This window comes from Chitinophaga sedimenti, from assembly GCF_023156195.1.
GTDB classification, from domain to species: Bacteria; Bacteroidota; Bacteroidia; order Chitinophagales; family Chitinophagaceae; genus Chitinophaga; species Chitinophaga sedimenti.
Map to the genome: position 1 here is coordinate 4,492,494 of NZ_JAKUKA010000001.1, position 13,986 is coordinate 4,506,479.

The 13,986-nt window shown below is 50.8% G+C and carries 14 protein-coding genes and 2 pseudogenes; all 16 read right to left on the minus strand.

The window, feature by feature from the left end:
* Window positions 1–13: 13 nt before the first annotated feature.
* Window positions 14–804, minus strand: a pseudogene (locus tag MKQ70_RS42700) (amidohydrolase).
* 147 nt (window positions 805–951) lie between these two features.
* Entirely contained in the window at window positions 952–1,404 is a 453-nt protein-coding gene (locus tag MKQ70_RS25655) for a regulatory protein RecX (protein ID WP_248075314.1), read from the minus strand.
* A complete protein-coding gene (locus tag MKQ70_RS42705; protein WP_372490146.1) occupies window positions 1,404–1,712 on the minus strand; it encodes a hypothetical protein in 309 nt (102 codons plus the stop codon). The genes MKQ70_RS25655 and MKQ70_RS42705 overlap by 1 nt, the downstream gene beginning before the upstream one ends.
* Window positions 1,713–1,925: 213 nt before the next feature.
* Window positions 1,926–3,520: pseudogene (locus tag MKQ70_RS25665) on the minus strand (ATP-dependent helicase); the annotation flags it as partial.
* Window positions 3,504–3,743: a UvrD-helicase domain-containing protein gene (locus MKQ70_RS39515; RefSeq protein WP_282456709.1), complete on the minus strand. Its 240-nt coding sequence runs from the start codon at window positions 3,741–3,743 to the stop codon at window positions 3,504–3,506. The gene MKQ70_RS39515 and the pseudogene MKQ70_RS25665, both read right to left, overlap by 17 nt.
* 103 nt (window positions 3,744–3,846) lie before the next feature.
* The gene (locus tag MKQ70_RS25670) at window positions 3,847–4,191 is read right to left on the minus strand and encodes an HdeD family acid-resistance protein (RefSeq protein ID WP_248075316.1); all 345 of its coding nucleotides are present in this window, start codon (window positions 4,189–4,191) and stop codon (window positions 3,847–3,849) included.
* Entirely contained in the window at window positions 4,074–4,316 is a 243-nt protein-coding gene (locus MKQ70_RS42710; protein ID WP_372490035.1) for a DUF308 domain-containing protein, read from the minus strand. The genes MKQ70_RS25670 and MKQ70_RS42710 overlap by 118 nt, the downstream gene beginning before the upstream one ends.
* Before the next feature lie 120 nt (window positions 4,317–4,436).
* Complete coding sequence (locus MKQ70_RS25675; protein WP_248075317.1) at window positions 4,437–4,970, minus strand: DUF4136 domain-containing protein; 534 nt, start codon at window positions 4,968–4,970, stop codon at window positions 4,437–4,439.
* Window positions 4,971–5,007: 37 nt separating this feature from the next.
* Complete coding sequence (locus tag MKQ70_RS25680; protein ID WP_248075318.1) at window positions 5,008–6,768, minus strand: DUF4136 domain-containing protein; 1,761 nt, start codon at window positions 6,766–6,768, stop codon at window positions 5,008–5,010.
* An 18-nt stretch (window positions 6,769–6,786) separates the two neighbouring features.
* A complete protein-coding gene (locus MKQ70_RS25685; RefSeq protein WP_248075320.1) occupies window positions 6,787–8,277 on the minus strand; it encodes a PKD-like family lipoprotein in 1,491 nt (496 codons plus the stop codon).
* 17 nt (window positions 8,278–8,294) lie between these two features.
* Window positions 8,295–9,029 (minus strand): DUF4843 domain-containing protein, encoded by a 735-nt coding sequence (locus tag MKQ70_RS25690; RefSeq protein ID WP_248075322.1) that lies wholly within the window; start codon window positions 9,027–9,029, stop codon window positions 8,295–8,297.
* A gap of 13 nt (window positions 9,030–9,042) precedes the next feature.
* Entirely contained in the window at window positions 9,043–9,363 is a 321-nt protein-coding gene (locus tag MKQ70_RS25695; protein WP_248075324.1) for a RagB/SusD family nutrient uptake outer membrane protein, read from the minus strand.
* The gene (locus MKQ70_RS25700; protein ID WP_248075326.1) at window positions 9,360–10,529 is read right to left on the minus strand and encodes a RagB/SusD family nutrient uptake outer membrane protein; all 1,170 of its coding nucleotides are present in this window, start codon (window positions 10,527–10,529) and stop codon (window positions 9,360–9,362) included. Before MKQ70_RS25700 ends, MKQ70_RS25695 begins: the two co-directional genes overlap by 4 nt.
* 68 nt (window positions 10,530–10,597) lie before the next feature.
* Window positions 10,598–13,009 carry a SusC/RagA family TonB-linked outer membrane protein gene (locus tag MKQ70_RS25705; RefSeq protein ID WP_308199539.1) on the minus strand — a complete coding sequence of 804 codons (2,412 nt, stop codon included), beginning with the start codon at window positions 13,007–13,009 and terminating at the stop codon, window positions 10,598–10,600.
* Window positions 12,988–13,248, minus strand: a complete 261-nt coding sequence (locus tag MKQ70_RS25710; protein ID WP_248075328.1) for a hypothetical protein — start codon at window positions 13,246–13,248, stop codon at window positions 12,988–12,990. The genes MKQ70_RS25705 and MKQ70_RS25710 overlap by 22 nt, the downstream gene beginning before the upstream one ends.
* Window positions 13,249–13,253: 5 nt before the next feature.
* Window positions 13,254–13,979 carry an STN domain-containing protein gene (locus tag MKQ70_RS25715; RefSeq protein ID WP_248075330.1) on the minus strand — a complete coding sequence of 242 codons (726 nt, stop codon included), beginning with the start codon at window positions 13,977–13,979 and terminating at the stop codon, window positions 13,254–13,256.
* Between the last annotated feature and the right edge of the window lie 7 nt (window positions 13,980–13,986).

Here is a 13,986-nt window from a genome sequence, read left to right on the forward strand (position 1 = left end):
AGCCCTGCTGTATTTAAAGTATCATGAATTTATCGGCGTCTTTCAGGAAGGGTAGTCGTCCCCTTACTTCGTCGAGGTGCTGGCGCGATAACGTATACGTAAACACGTCTTCGTCGTGCTCTTTGCGGTAAACGATTTCGCCCAACGGATCAATGAGGCTGCTGTCGCCGCTGTGGTAGATGTTATTGCCATCATTACCAACACGGTTTACGCCGATAACGTAACACTGGTTTTCAATGGCGCGTGCGTGCAGCAGCGTTTTCCAATGCACGTTGCGGCGCTCGGGCCAGTTGGCTACGTTGATCAGCACATCATATTCCGGTGCACCGTCGCCATTGATCGCGTTGCGCGCCCACACGGGGAAGCGCAGGTCGTAACACACGGCGAGATTAATTTTCCAGCCTTTCACCGAAGCGATGAGGCGTTTTTCGCCGGCCGTATAGTGGTTGTGTTCATCTGCAAAAGCAAAAAGATGACGTTTATCGTAAGTGCCATACACGCCGTTGGGCTGCATCCAGATCATGCGGTTCAGTATTCCCCGTTTTCTTCGATGATGAGGCTGCCCACGACGATGGCGTTCTTTTCCTTCGCCTTTCGTTTCATCCAGTTAACGGCATTGCCATCCATAGTTTCGGCGAGCTTTTCGGGCTGCATGCTGAAACCGGTGCTGAACATTTCCGGCAGAATAATTACCTCGGTACGTTCTTTAATGGCATCAATTTTCGCATCGAACATCGCCAGGTTGGCGGCTTTATCTTCCCACTGGAGATTGGCCTGAATAAGACTTACGGTAAGATCGGACATATGTTTCCCGTTGTTTTGCGGGTATACCAACAAAATTACGGAGGAGTGGGTTAGAAAATTTTAAATAATTATGGAATTATGGGGAAGATTTTGCGATTTGATTAATTATTGGCGGATAATCACTTAAGCGAAGACCGTATGCGCCAGCTACTTCGCCAATTTGTCCACTACCTCCCTGATCAATTCCTGCTCAAATCCCCGCTGCAATAAAAACTGCATCGTTTTATACTGCCGCTTCAGATACTGCTCGCTCTTCAAACTCTCATATTTCTTCTCCGCCAGTTTGTTCAGCACGGCCATATAATCCTCGTCGTCAATTTCCGTCATCGCTTTTTTGATGCAATAGGCGGATACCTGGCGCATTTTCAGTTCCTGCATAATCTTTCTCCGGCCCCACTGCTTCATGCGGAATTTGCCGCCGGCAAAGGCGCGGGCAAATCTTTCTTCATTCAGAAAGTTTTCCTCCACCAGTTGTGCAATCAGCTGATCGATGGATTCGCCCCTGAGGCCCAGCTCAAAACATTTGGAGCGCACCTCGGTGTGGGCGCGCTCCTGGTAGGCACAGTAATGCCTTAATTTCTGTAATTCCTGCTCGTGCATTAATCTCTTACGATACGCAGTTTAGCGTAGTTCAGCATGATTTTCTTTTCACCGCCGCCCGTAGGGAAGTTCACGGTGGCAATTCGGTTATTGCTGGCCCCTTCCATCGACATGATGGTACCGAAACCAAATTTCTGGTGTTCGATCTTCATGCCGGTTTCCATGGTTGCGGGATCGTCCGCCGTGAAGCCCGGTGTGGGTACGTGGGTAGACGCGGCCGCAGCGGGTTTCGGCATTGGCCTCGGGCCCGATGCGGGTGCGGAAGATTGTTGCTGACCGGGCGACTTTTTCTGCATACGGTCGAACATGTTACCGCCGCCTGCACGGGAAGTAGGTGCGCCACCGCCGAAGCTGTTGCGAACACCGCCGCCTGCATAGCTGCGATCTAAGTATTTTTCCGGCACCTCTTCCGGGAAGCGGCTCGGTTCATTTTGTTGCAATTGTCCGAAACGGTAACGGCTGTTTGCATACGTGAGCCACAGGCGGGATTTCGCGCGTGTAACAGCTACGTAGAACAGGCGGCGTTCCTCCTCCAGGTCTTCACGGGAGTTGATAGACAATCCGCTGGGGAACAGCGTTTCCTCCATACCTACAGTGAATACTACCGGGAACTCCAGGCCTTTCGCGCGTGGATCGTCATCAGTTTTACCACGTCGCTGTCCTCATCGTTACCCTGGTCGGCATCGGTAAGCAGGGTGATCTGCTGCAGGTAGGCACCCAGACTTTTTTCCAGCAGTTCGCCGTCTTCGGTCGGGGTTTCGGTAAACTCCTTGATAGAGTTCAACAACTCCTGCACGTTCTCGTAGCGGGCCAGGCCTTCGGTTGTTTTATCGTTGAACAGTTCTTTTACAATATTGGTGCTTTTGCCCACCTGAACGGCCACGTCGTAAGCGTTGCTCTTTTCCAGCATGGAGCGGAAGCTGCGGATCATCAGTACGAAGTTGTCGATCGCTTCCAGGGTACCGGCTTTAAAACCGAATTCCCGGGCGCGCTCCAGCACTTCCCACATGGTGATGTTGTTTTCGTTGCTCGCCAGCACCGCGCGGTCGATGCTCGTTTTACCAATACCGCGGATCGGGTAGTTGATAATACGTTTCAGGCTTTCCTCGTCGCGGGCATTGATGATGATGCGCAGGTAGGCCAGGAAATCCTTTACCTCCTTACGCTGGTAGAAGGAAATACCACCGAAAATGCGGTATGGAATGGCCAGGCGGCGCAAACTTTCCTCCATCGCACGGCTTTGAGCATTGGTGCGGTAAAGGATCGCGAAATCGCGGTTAGCATAGTGGTTGCGCAGTTTCTGCTCGGCCACGGTGTCTGCCACGTATTTACCTTCCTCGTTATCGGTCATGGTACGTACCAGGCGGATTTTCTCACCTTCGGTATTGTCCGTCCACAGGGTCTTTTCGATCTGCCCCTTGTTTTTGGAGATCACCTCGTTGGCCACGCTCAGGATGCTTTTAGTACAGCGATAGTTCTGCTCCAGCTTTACCACGTGTGCATCTGTATAATCTTTTTCAAACTGAAGAATGTTCTGGATGGTAGCCCCGCGGAACGAGTAAATACTCTGCGCATCGTCACCCACCACGCAAATATTTTCATGCACAGCGCCCAGCAGTTTGATGATCTCGTACTGCGCGGGGTTCGTATCCTGATACTCATCGATCATGATATACTTGAACTTGTGCTGGTATTTGGTGAGGGCTTCCGGAACGGTTTTCAGCAGCACGTAAAATTTGTACAGCAGGTCATCGAAGTCCATGGCGCCATTTTTAAAACAGCGTTTGGCGTACATGTCGTAAATTTTACCCGTCATCGGACGGTTTGCGCGCATGTCTTCCTGCGTGATATAATAATCATGCTGATAATTCTCCGGGCTCATCAGGCTGTTTTTGGCAGCGGAGATGCGGTTGTATACCAGGTTGGGTTTGTAGTGTTTATCGTCGAGGTTCAGCTCGTTGATGATGGTCTTCACCACCGATTTGGCGTCGTCCGCGTCGTAGATGGTGAAATCGCGGGGATAACCGATTTTGTCCGCGTCGGAACGCAACAGGCGGGCAAATACGGAGTGGAAGGTACCGATATAGAGGTTGCGGGCTTCATTGCCACCGAGGATTTTTTTCTACCCTCTCCTTCATTTCCTTTGCAGCCTTGTTGGTAAAGGTGAGCGAAAGTATGTTAAACGCGTCTACGCCATTCTTCATCAGATGGGCAATACGCGTAGTCAGCACTTTGGTTTTGCCGGAGCCGGCGCCGGCTACGATCATCAGGGGGCCGTTAATATGCACTACTGCTTCCCGCTGCCGTTCGTTCAGCTCATTTAAATAATTTGGATTCATTCCCGAGTCTGGTGTTAAATCGTAATAATAAACTTCTTTCTGAAGCGTGTAAAAGTACGATTTGATAGCGGGATGGAAAAATCCGTCAGCAATTATGCGGCTACTACTGTCTTTTAGCATGTTTACGCAGGCGCGAAGCGAGTGATATTAGCATAATTCCTATTATAACAGCATATACGCCGAACAGCCAGGTGAGCGAAATGGCCGCAGCAATCGGGTTCAACCAGAAAAGAATACCGAAAATGATGGAAATAAGGCCACCGAGGATGTACCAGCCTTCCCCGTTTATTTGTTTCCGGAGACGAATGGCGACGATCACCTCCATCAGCCCTACAAAAACGGCCCAGAAAGCCACGAGGTAAATGAGCGCGGTACCCAGCGCCAGGGGATTGTAAAAGTGAGGATGCCCAGTGCAATACCGCAGATGCCCGATAGCAGAAATACCCACCAGTTTTCATTGTATTTACGTGCGCCCAATGCCCCCACTACCGAAAATACGCCGTCGACAAAAAGGTAGGCGCCCATGAATACGATCAGCGTGGCGAACGTGACGGTTGGCCAGAACAAAGCCATCAACCCGAAAAAACAGCTAAAACACCTCTGAGCAGAAATACCCACCAATAGGCGGAAAAGTAGTTTTTCATATGCCACTAGTTTTAGGAACTAACACCCCCGTTCCTAAAAAGTTCGGGCCTACTTCAGTTTCTTCAACAACAAGGAGGCAGTGCCCGTAATATGCGCCTTCACGTGTTTTTCGGGGCCAGACAGCACCTCTTTCGTGGCTGTACGCCACACCAGGCCTTCCCTCTTTTTATCATAGATTTTTAATACCGCCACACGCTCCCTGTATGCCCTGCCGGGTACCGGATCGGCATAGTTGCTTTGCAGGTACGGTACCTCGCCGCGATTGTTCATGACGTTACTGGGAACATATGCCGTGCGGATAAAACTGCCCATTGAATAAGCGATAACAATATCGGCGCTGTCGGGAGATTCGCGCAGCCCGCAGAGCTGCAGTTGCCGCACCAGTTCCCACCGCAGCAGGTGGTTTTGCCCGCCATCCCGCTCCGACCGGCCACCGATCCATTCTTCGCGCAGCGAAAAAGTTTTGTAGTCCGACAATCTTACCGCGCCTTTGGGACGCACCCGCTCTTCCAACCGCAGGGTATTGCAGGCAGACAGTAACCACAGGCAGAGGGTATAAAAAACAATTCTCGTGGAGAGCATATCTTCCAATATAGAAAAAAGCCGGCACCTTTACAAGCTACTTCAGTTCCCTGAGCAACTCGCTTACTGCTTCTGCCACCTGTGCCTGCCGGCGCGCGGGTTTGGAGGAAATCACATCTTCCACTACACCGCGCCATACCATTTTGTTCTGTGCGCGGTCTACCAGGTGAATAGTGGCGGTTCCTTCCTTATACCGACCCACTTCTATCTGCTCACTTTTCCAGGAATACCGGCGCTGGCCGATGTAACGGGGCGCCTCGCGAAAATCGGTTTCGCGGGTCTGCACTTTTTCCTGTACAACGAGGCCGATGTTCACTTCCAGGTCTGGGTTGGCAGCCTGTTGCAGGCCGTGCTCCGTTAGCTGTTTCGCAATTTCGCGCTGCAACATGGTAATACCTTCGCGATAGGCCTGGCCGGATATGGTGGAGTCGCCGCCGGCTTCCACTTCATAGAAATTGAAAGTCTTGTATTGTGAGAGGGAAAAACCGTCGGCCGGTTCGCGGTTTAGCACCCGCGTGGTGTTACAGGCCAGGAAGAGCAGGGTTGCCAGGGGAAAGAACCATATTTTTCTCATGTTGATGGAATTAAGCAAGGGTGTACCGCAATAAGGATACCGCTTTATAACGCCAGAGGCCGGCCAATAGTTGTATAAAACGAAAAGGCCGGCCCTTCCGTGGCCAGCCCTTTCTGTATGATTACGGATATGGCAGCTATTTTCCCGCGAACAGCTGCTCCAGTTTTTCTGCAGTGCTTCTTCGCGTAAATCCTTTGCAATTACCTTACCGGAGGGATCCACCAGGAAGTTGGTAGGCACGGCACGGATGCCGTAGTCCGCCACAATATCGCTTTGCCAGCCTTTCAGGTCGCCTACGTGCGCCCAGGTCAGGCCGTCTTTCGCAATCGCCTGTACCCAGGCATCGTGTTTAGTGTCCAACGTTACGCCCAACACCTCGAAGCCTTTCGCGTGGTACTTGTTAAAAGCCGCCACCACGTTCGGATTTTCTTTACGGCAGGGTCCACACCAGCTGGCCCAGAAGTCGACGAGCACGTATTTACCGCGGTAGCTGGATAGCTTCACGATGTTACCAGCCGTATCGGCCAGTGCAAACTCCGGCGTGGCGCCAATGCCTGTCTTGGCAGCAATGCGCTGTATTTCAGCAATCTCTTTACCGTATACAGAATTGAGTGCCGCTGGTTTAAGCAATGGCATCAGTGCCTTTACTTTTTCCGGGGCCGGATAGTTGATATACCGGTCGATGATCAACCATGGTACAACCGGGGAAGAAGGGTAGTTGCGCGCCATGCGGAACACCGCGGTATCCATTTCGCCCTGCAGATCATCGAACAAACGACGTACGGCGGCAATGCCGGCAGTGTCCTGTACTTTTGTGGCGGAGTCCGGGCGTTTGTAATATCCGCCTGCCTTGGGGGTAATGGCGTTCCATGCATTGAACCATTCGCGCAGCTGCGGGTTGTACCGCGAGCCGGTAAACGTTACGTCCTTGAACAGCGTATCCGTTTTCATCGTCAGTACGCCATTGTCGGAAAAGAAGCTGTACCCACGGCGCTGACCGGCCACGTTCACGTAGTAGATTTCACCGGGATTGGTGCCTTTGTACGTAAACTTACCGTTCTTCACCATTACCGAATCGGTTACGTTCTTTTTGCCTTCGGCATGCGCGATATAGAGTTTCCCGGACTTCATGCCCTTTACTTCTCCATTCAGCACGAAGCCTGTTTTTTTCTGCGCATACACTGCGGAACTAACCAGCAGCAAAAACGCCATCATCTTTTTCATGTAGTGTATGATTTTGTATTAAGGTATTTTCAGTGCGATATCCACAATACGGCCAAAGCCCTCGTACTTCACGCGATAGCTGGTAAAATCACCTACGGTATTCAGGTCAAAGAAGTACACGCGGCCCTGCGTGCCATCCCAGGTGATGGCCAGCAGTTCGGAACCGGTTACCTGGTTACGTTTGTACTTCAGCTGCGTTACTGTTTCGCCGGCCGGGAAGGTAAACTTTTGTATCGTACTATTGGAAGTTGTTTCGTAGCGGTTGATCGTACCACCCACCGCATAATAAATGTGCGGTGTTAAGGTAGAGGATGCGATGCCTGTCATATTCAGAATGCCCGGCGCATTCATCTGCACTTTCTGCAACGACAGGTCCTGCGTCTGGTTCGCCGCCACTACCAGCTTAAAGCGCAGCAGCCATGGGTTGCTCGCGGCATCTTTCATCACTGCATTGTACTCACGTGTTACGTTTGCCGTATCCATGTACAGCATTTCCATGCCAATGTTGTTCATATCGAACAGCGCACCGGGCACCGTGGGGAAAGTTTGCAATTTGCTGGTACCGATGTTGAAGAAACGCTGACCGATCTGATCGTATGCCACCGCGGTGTAAGTGGTACCACCCGCTACAAACGGCGCTGCACGGTAGTTGTAATCACCAGCCGGTGTTGTAAGCTGCTGACCGAACTTCTTCGTACCCGGGAAACCACCTACCATGTTCGAATGTATTTTTCCATCGTTGATGATGATGCCCTGGGAAGGACTTGTGGTATTGTTCATGGCCCAGAACAAACGCTGGGGCTTAATGACAGATGGCGGAGAGAAAAACAGGTAAGAGAAATCCCACAGCTTTACCATCGTCTGGTAATTCAGTTCTACGGCACCATTCTCTGACAGTAAATGTATCTCCTTCGATTCGGTAGAATAACCATCTGTTACCGAGTAGATGGTCATATCCAGCTTCACCGGCTTACCAATAGGCGCACCTGCGTTTAACAGGCTGTAAACGTTACGCTCTACCACACCACCCGGCATGATCATAGACAGATCGCCGCCGGTCGGTTTATCTTCGAGCACCATCCAGCCCGTAGCGTATTTATTCACCACGGTTAAACCGTAAAAGTAAGCGGAGCTTACGCCCGTACGTTTATCAGTAACCCGGTAGGTGAGCCTGTAATTCTGACCCAGCGTGAACGGTGGTGCCGACACCACTATGCGCAGGTTCTTTTGGGTGGAGATCACCGTTTTAGGCAGGGCATAAGAAGAAGCAGGCGAGTTGTCATACACCATCCACTCATAACTTAAGCTGTCCTCGTTCGTGGCGATGCTCTGCGAAACAACCGGTGTAATTTTCAGCGAATCGCCGATCGTAATGGCCAATGCGGTTTTTGATGTATCCGTAATCGTAATCCGGTTCACATCAATATAATCATAATTGCCTTTGTCTTTGTAACAACCGGCCACCAATAGCGCCAGCGAAACACCCGACAATATATACTTCAATTTCATGTTTTACTTTTTTACGGTTAAGGGAAGGTTACGCGTTCGCCTTTTTCATCCATCATCGGGCCATTGGCCTGCTCATAATTGTACAGCGCCAGTTTCACCGACTGAATATAGTATGCCAGGTCGCCCGGATAAATAGCACCGGTCCAGGTAGTACGGCCGGTAATCGCGATCATGAAGCGGAACTTCGTCTCGGAATACGTACCGAAGCTCACGGCCAGGCTGTTATCCCAGTTGCTCGGCTTCAGCAGCATATCGGTCACGGTCAATTTATAATGCCAGCGATCCAGTTTATTGGCAGCCGGATTCGGAACATCTGAATAGCCGGGCAGAAAATCGGCCGATGTATCGATCTCAAATACCACATGCAACGTACTGTCTTTCAAACCTGGCCTGCGATATAAAATAACCGGTACACGCACCTCGAATTCCCCCTTTGGCATAAACAGGTTCTTGATCTCATAATGATAACCTGCCTTCGCGGTGGAGCTGTCCAGCGCATGTACGGCTATTACACGATCACGATCGGCGGCGGAGCCTATCACACGGAAAGTAAGCCAGGCCGTGTCCTGTGTAATCGTATTGGAACCGGTCGCAAAAGAGTAAATAATGCTGTCCGGGTTGGTGATGAATTTCGTGAAATAGATCCTGGGATCTTCCTTGTACATCAGCCGGTCGTCTTTGCCGCAGGCCGTCAACAACACGGAACCCAGCAGCAGAGAACATATAAATAGTTGAAGCAGTCTTGTTTGCATATTGCGTGTTTAATTATTTACCAAATTCGATTTGCGTCAGCGGCAGCGGGAAAGTGTATTTATCCTGCGTCATGGTGCCGGCTACGCCATCGGGAACAGTGGCTGCATTTGTTCTTTTCAGGTAGAACCAGTACTGGCCTTCACCATAAAACTCTTTCCGGTATTCTTTGGCGATTTCCGCATTGAGTGTAGCGGAGCTGGTGAGAGCAGGCAAACCGCGCGCCACGCGCACCTGGTTGAGGAATACAAGTCCCTCGTCCGGTGTGGCAGCCGCTTCCGCAGCGATGTAGTACATCTCCGGCAAACGCATGATCGGCAACAGTCGTTGCTTCACATTCCTGTCGTTATCGGTATGGTATTTTTGTTATACACCTGGCCATTGGCGTTCGCAGAGGTCCACAGTGAACGGGAAGATGCGGGCAAACGCAGGTCGGTACCGTATCCCGGAACAGACGATTCGTACAATGCATTCACTTTCGTCAGCGTAGAAAACAGGTCGCGGTTATCATTTCTCACATCCGCCGCAGGCTTGAACAGGTCCTCAGAAACGCGCCTTAAACCAGATGCATAAATCGAAAAGATATGTTCCATGCTAAAGGTCATGTCCGATCCTTCGGTCGTGGCATCCACGTTCATTTCTGTTGCCAGGATGAAGCGGAATTTGCCGCTGCCGATCACTTCCTGTGCATATTTCAGGGCATTTATTTTATCTCCTTTATAAAGATATAAACGCGCCAATGCTGCTTTTACAGCCCAGTAGTTCAGGTGGTTCTGGCGGTACATCATAAATAACTCGAGGCTCACCGAACCCTGGTTCGATGCAATCTGGTCGATTTTGGTGTTTACCGACAACAGCTGTTCTGCCTCCAGCAGGTCTTTTTCCGCCTTGCCCACAATTACATCAATACTTTCTGTTTGTTGCGGATTGATGGTAAAAGCGTTCATGTAAGGAATACCTTTCGCGGCGGCATTTTGTCCGCCGAGATACGCCGGCGCAAACATGCGCAGCAGTTCAAAGTGCATAAAACCACGCATCGCCAGGCTTTCCCCTTTGATAATTTTGTAAGGCTCGTCGCCCAACATCGATTGTTTGCCTTCGATGTTTTTCAGAATATAGTTTGCCTGTGCGATCACCTGGTAACCACCACCCCAGATGCCTGCTACCGTAAATTCCGCGTTGAGGTACAGGCTGCCGGGGGCTACGGTATTGGTAAAAGTAGATCTTGCCCAGTTGTAGTAATATTGACCGGAGGCTTTGTTTTCATAGCGGCCCGCCAGTACATCGATGGCGCCGAAAGTAAGTGTGCGGCCGTAAAGCGAATCGCTCGTCGCCAGCTGGTACATGCCAAACAACGCGTCGGTGAATCCCTGCGCGGTGTTGAACTGATCGCCCTCGCGTACCTGCGTTTTCGGCGCCACATCCAGCCATTTGGAACAGGACGAGAGTGAAACCACAGCCACCAGGACCAACAGGAGCTTATTTTTTATGCTGAATTTCATATTCATCTATTTAAAAGACTAGAAAGTAGTTTGTAATTGAAGCGTGAACGTACGGCTGAACGGATACGTTAACCCGCGTTCCCTTTTGATGCTGGTAAAGCGGAACAGATCGCCCGTAAAAAGGTGATACGCGTGTTTTGCACGTGGAGCCTGTTGTTCAGCGCATCCGGCAAACGGTAGTAAGCCGACAGGCTTTCGCATACCAACTCGTTAAAGTCCTGCACGAAGCGGGAGGAAGCCAGTGTCGTACCACCGCTTACACCACCTGCGTTCACCAATCCTTTAAAGAACGTTTTATCGCCGGGTTTCCTCCAGCGTTCTTCCGCTACCCGGCTATCGACGTTGTACAGCTTGTACTCCACATTTTCTACACGATCGATCAGTGTCTGGTTGTACGCCTGCCCACCTACGCGAAAACGGAAAAACATATTCATACCAACACCGCTCAGCTCGAGGTTCGTACCAAACACGCCTTCCACTTTTGAACGGGAATCACCAACTATGATCTGGTCCAGCGGGTTATAGGTATTGGTGAGTTTACCGTCACGGGTTTCATAAATTTCAAGACCGGTCGAAGGATCGATACCCAGCGACTTTACCGCCCAGATGGCCGATGTGCTTTGCCCTTCCGCATAACGCATGATCGGCGTGGTCGATAACGTTTTGTCCGCCTTTTCGTTCATCGCTTTCAGCGTGTTAGACACTTTTTCGATAGTGCTCTTCACGTGGAAAGCATTCACGAAAACGGACCAGTTGTCGCGCGAACCGGGCTTATTGATTAAGTTGAAGCGGGTGTTCAATTCCCAGCCCTTGCTCAGCACATCGCCCATATTTTCCGCGTAGTTGCGGAAACCGGAAGACGGCGCCAGGGAAATGGTGGCGATACTGCCCTGCGTTCTTTCCACGAAGTAGTTAGCGGTAATGTCTACCAGCTTCTTAAACAGGGTGATATCCGCACCAACGTTACTTTTGCGGGTCTGCTGCCAGGACAACGCCGAGTTACCATAGCCTACGAGGTAAGTACCAATCACGCCACGGTATTCAGAGCCCGTGAAATACTGGCTGGTATTGATACCGAGGTAGCTCGGAAAGTTCTGTGAACCCGTATAACCATAAGAGTACCGCAGTTTCAGGCGGTCGACAACTTTCAGGTTTTTAATCTTGTCTTCATTATGAATATTCCAACCCGCGCCGGCAGACCAGAATGGTGCAAAACGGTTATCCGAACCAAATTGGGAGGAGCCGTCCAGGCGGTAAGAAAGGTCTAACAAATACCTGTTATCATAAGCGTAACTCACGTTGCTTAAGTAACCTGCCAGGCGAGAGCGGAACTCAGTACCATAAGGCTTTGTTCCTGAAGGATACTGGTTGCCGAGCGTAAACTGGTCCAGCGAAGGATTGGGAAAGCCCTGTACCCGCAGTTGCTCCGTACTGTATTGCACATCCTGTACGTTCATACCCAGCGTACCAAAAATGGTATGATCGCCGAAGTGTTTGTTCATATCGGCGGTGAGCATGCCTTCTGTAGTGGTACGCCTGCCATAACCTTTGTCGTAGGTGCCTTTTTCGAAAGTAGGCGTGGCTACGAAGGCGGTATGTTGTGCTGGTTTAAACACGTCCATTTCATCGCGCTGTTGCGTAAACGCCAGGCGTGTGGATATGCGCAGCCAGTTAGTCGCCTGCCATTGTGCAGAAAAGTTGTTGGTAACGTTCTGGTAGGTTTTGCGGTCAACGGTATTGAGTCCCGCGTTGTACAGCGGGTTCACTGCCCTGCCGGAGCCACGACCATCGAGGTTATCATACGTATCGAAGTTAGCCAGATAAGTACCACCATTATCTCTTACTTCTTCCAGGTAGATTTTCATACTACCGTCGGCATTGTACGGCGTCCAGTAAGGATTCAATCGTGTATATTGTACGAAAGAGCCATAGGGCGATTCGTTGCCGCGGTTATAGGATAAGCTCAGGTCATTCCTGAACTGGAAGTTTTTATAACGATAGCTTAAATAAGTGTTACCGGTAATCGTACGGCGGTCGGAACCTTTCATTACACCAAGGTTGTTGGCGTAGGTCATGCTTACACCGTACAGCGCGTCCTGCGCACCGCCTTCGAGGTAAACGTTATGCTTCTGACCAATGCCGCTGCGCAGCGGTTTGCTGAGCCAGTCGGTATTTACGCCGCTTGCAATGGCGGCGAGGCGTGCGCTGTAAAAGTATTTCAGCTGCTCATCAACATAGTTAAAACTGTTGTTGTACACCCCGGCTGCGCGCTCCAGTTCCAATTTTTCCTTTGCGTTCAGCAAGTCATAACCGGTTAAGTCCGGCGCTTCCACGAACATGCTGCCGTTATAAGTTACGCGCAGCTGCCCGCTCTGCGGACGAATCGTTTCAATGACGATAACACCGTTCGCCGCCCTGGAACCATAAATAGCCGTAGCGGCCGCATCTTTCAGGATGTCTACTTTGGCAATACGGTTAATGTCCGGTCGTTGATGCGCTGTAAGGTTGTTTCAAATCCATCAAGGATAAAGAGCGGTACGTTGGGTGAGTTATTATAGTTAAACACAGAAGCATTGCTGTTTGCGTCCACCAGGCTGTTACCGCCACGCAGCACTACTTCGGGGAGTGCGTTAGGGTTGGAGCCCAGCTGGATATTTTCGGGCATCTGGAATGAGGGATCCAGTGATTTCAAGGCGGTCAGCACATCGCTGTTGGTCACTTTATTCAGATCTTCTGCTGTAAAGAGGAAGCAGCACCAGTAAAGTTTTGCTTCGGGCGGGCGAAGATGCCCGTTACCACTACATCTTTAATGGATTGCTGGCTGGCATTCAGCTGAAAAGCATAACCACCTCCGGTATTAATCGGGGCAGTTACCCGGGTTTCATAACCCATAAAACTAATCTGCAGTTGAGTGCCCTGCGGTACAGAGAACGCAAAACTGCCGTTAACATCCGTTACCATGCCCGTTTTGGAACCTACCACCGCGATGGAAGCGCCGATCACCGGCTCCTTCGTTCTGGCGTCGGTCACACGGCCTTTTATTTCCAAAGGCTGTCCGGGAGTCGGTACCGGCCGTTTTACCGGCGTTATGGTAGCCGGTTTAAGAATAATCGTCTGCTTGTTGATGGTGTAAGTCACCGGTTGCTCGTCCAGCACCATTTGCAGCACCTCAGACAAAGGACGCTGCACTACATTTACCGTCACCGGTTTGGAGCCGGCAAGGGATGCATTGTCATACAAAAATGAATATCCGCTCTGCTGACGGATCTGGCGAAAAATTTCGGCAAGTTGCGCCTCTTTTGCATTCAACGTAATCAGTGGCTGCTTCTTTTGCGCAAAGCTGTTCACACCGATAAAAAGCAGCAGGCATAGGAGGGCTGAATGCTGCAGCAGGAGGACAAAGCTCCGCCCCGCCGCCCTTGCAGGCGGCTTCAGATAAGTAAATTTCATACTGGTA

Bases quoted from the DNA above. Each gene is read 5' to 3' on its own strand.
- MKQ70_RS25685 (WP_248075320.1), bottom strand. From the start codon at position 8,277: ATGAAATTGAAGTATATATTGTCGGGTGTTTCGCTGGCGCTATTGGTG.
- MKQ70_RS25680 (WP_248075318.1), bottom strand. From the start codon at position 6,768: ATGAAAAAGATGATGGCGTTTTTGCTGCTGGTTAGTTCCGCAGTGTAT.
- MKQ70_RS25700 (WP_248075326.1), bottom strand. From the start codon at position 10,529: ATGAAATTCAGCATAAAAAATAAGCTCCTGTTGGTCCTGGTGGCTGTG.
- MKQ70_RS25675 (WP_248075317.1), bottom strand. From the start codon at position 4,970: ATGCTCTCCACGAGAATTGTTTTTTATACCCTCTGCCTGTGGTTACTG.
- MKQ70_RS25690 (WP_248075322.1), bottom strand. From the start codon at position 9,029: ATGCAAACAAGACTGCTTCAACTATTTATATGTTCTCTGCTGCTGGGT.
- MKQ70_RS42705 (WP_372490146.1), bottom strand. From the start codon at position 1,712: ATGTTCGACCGTATGCAGAAAAAGTCGCCCGGTCAGCAACAATCTTCC.
- MKQ70_RS39515 (WP_282456709.1), bottom strand. From the start codon at position 3,743: ATGAATCCAAATTATTTAAATGAGCTGAACGAACGGCAGCGGGAAGCA.
- MKQ70_RS25715 (WP_248075330.1), bottom strand. From the start codon at position 13,979: ATGAAATTTACTTATCTGAAGCCGCCTGCAAGGGCGGCGGGGCGGAGC.
- MKQ70_RS42710 (WP_372490035.1), bottom strand. From the start codon at position 4,316: ATGGCTTTGTTCTGGCCAACCGTCACGTTCGCCACGCTGATCGTATTC.
- MKQ70_RS25655 (WP_248075314.1), bottom strand. From the start codon at position 1,404: ATGCACGAGCAGGAATTACAGAAATTAAGGCATTACTGTGCCTACCAG.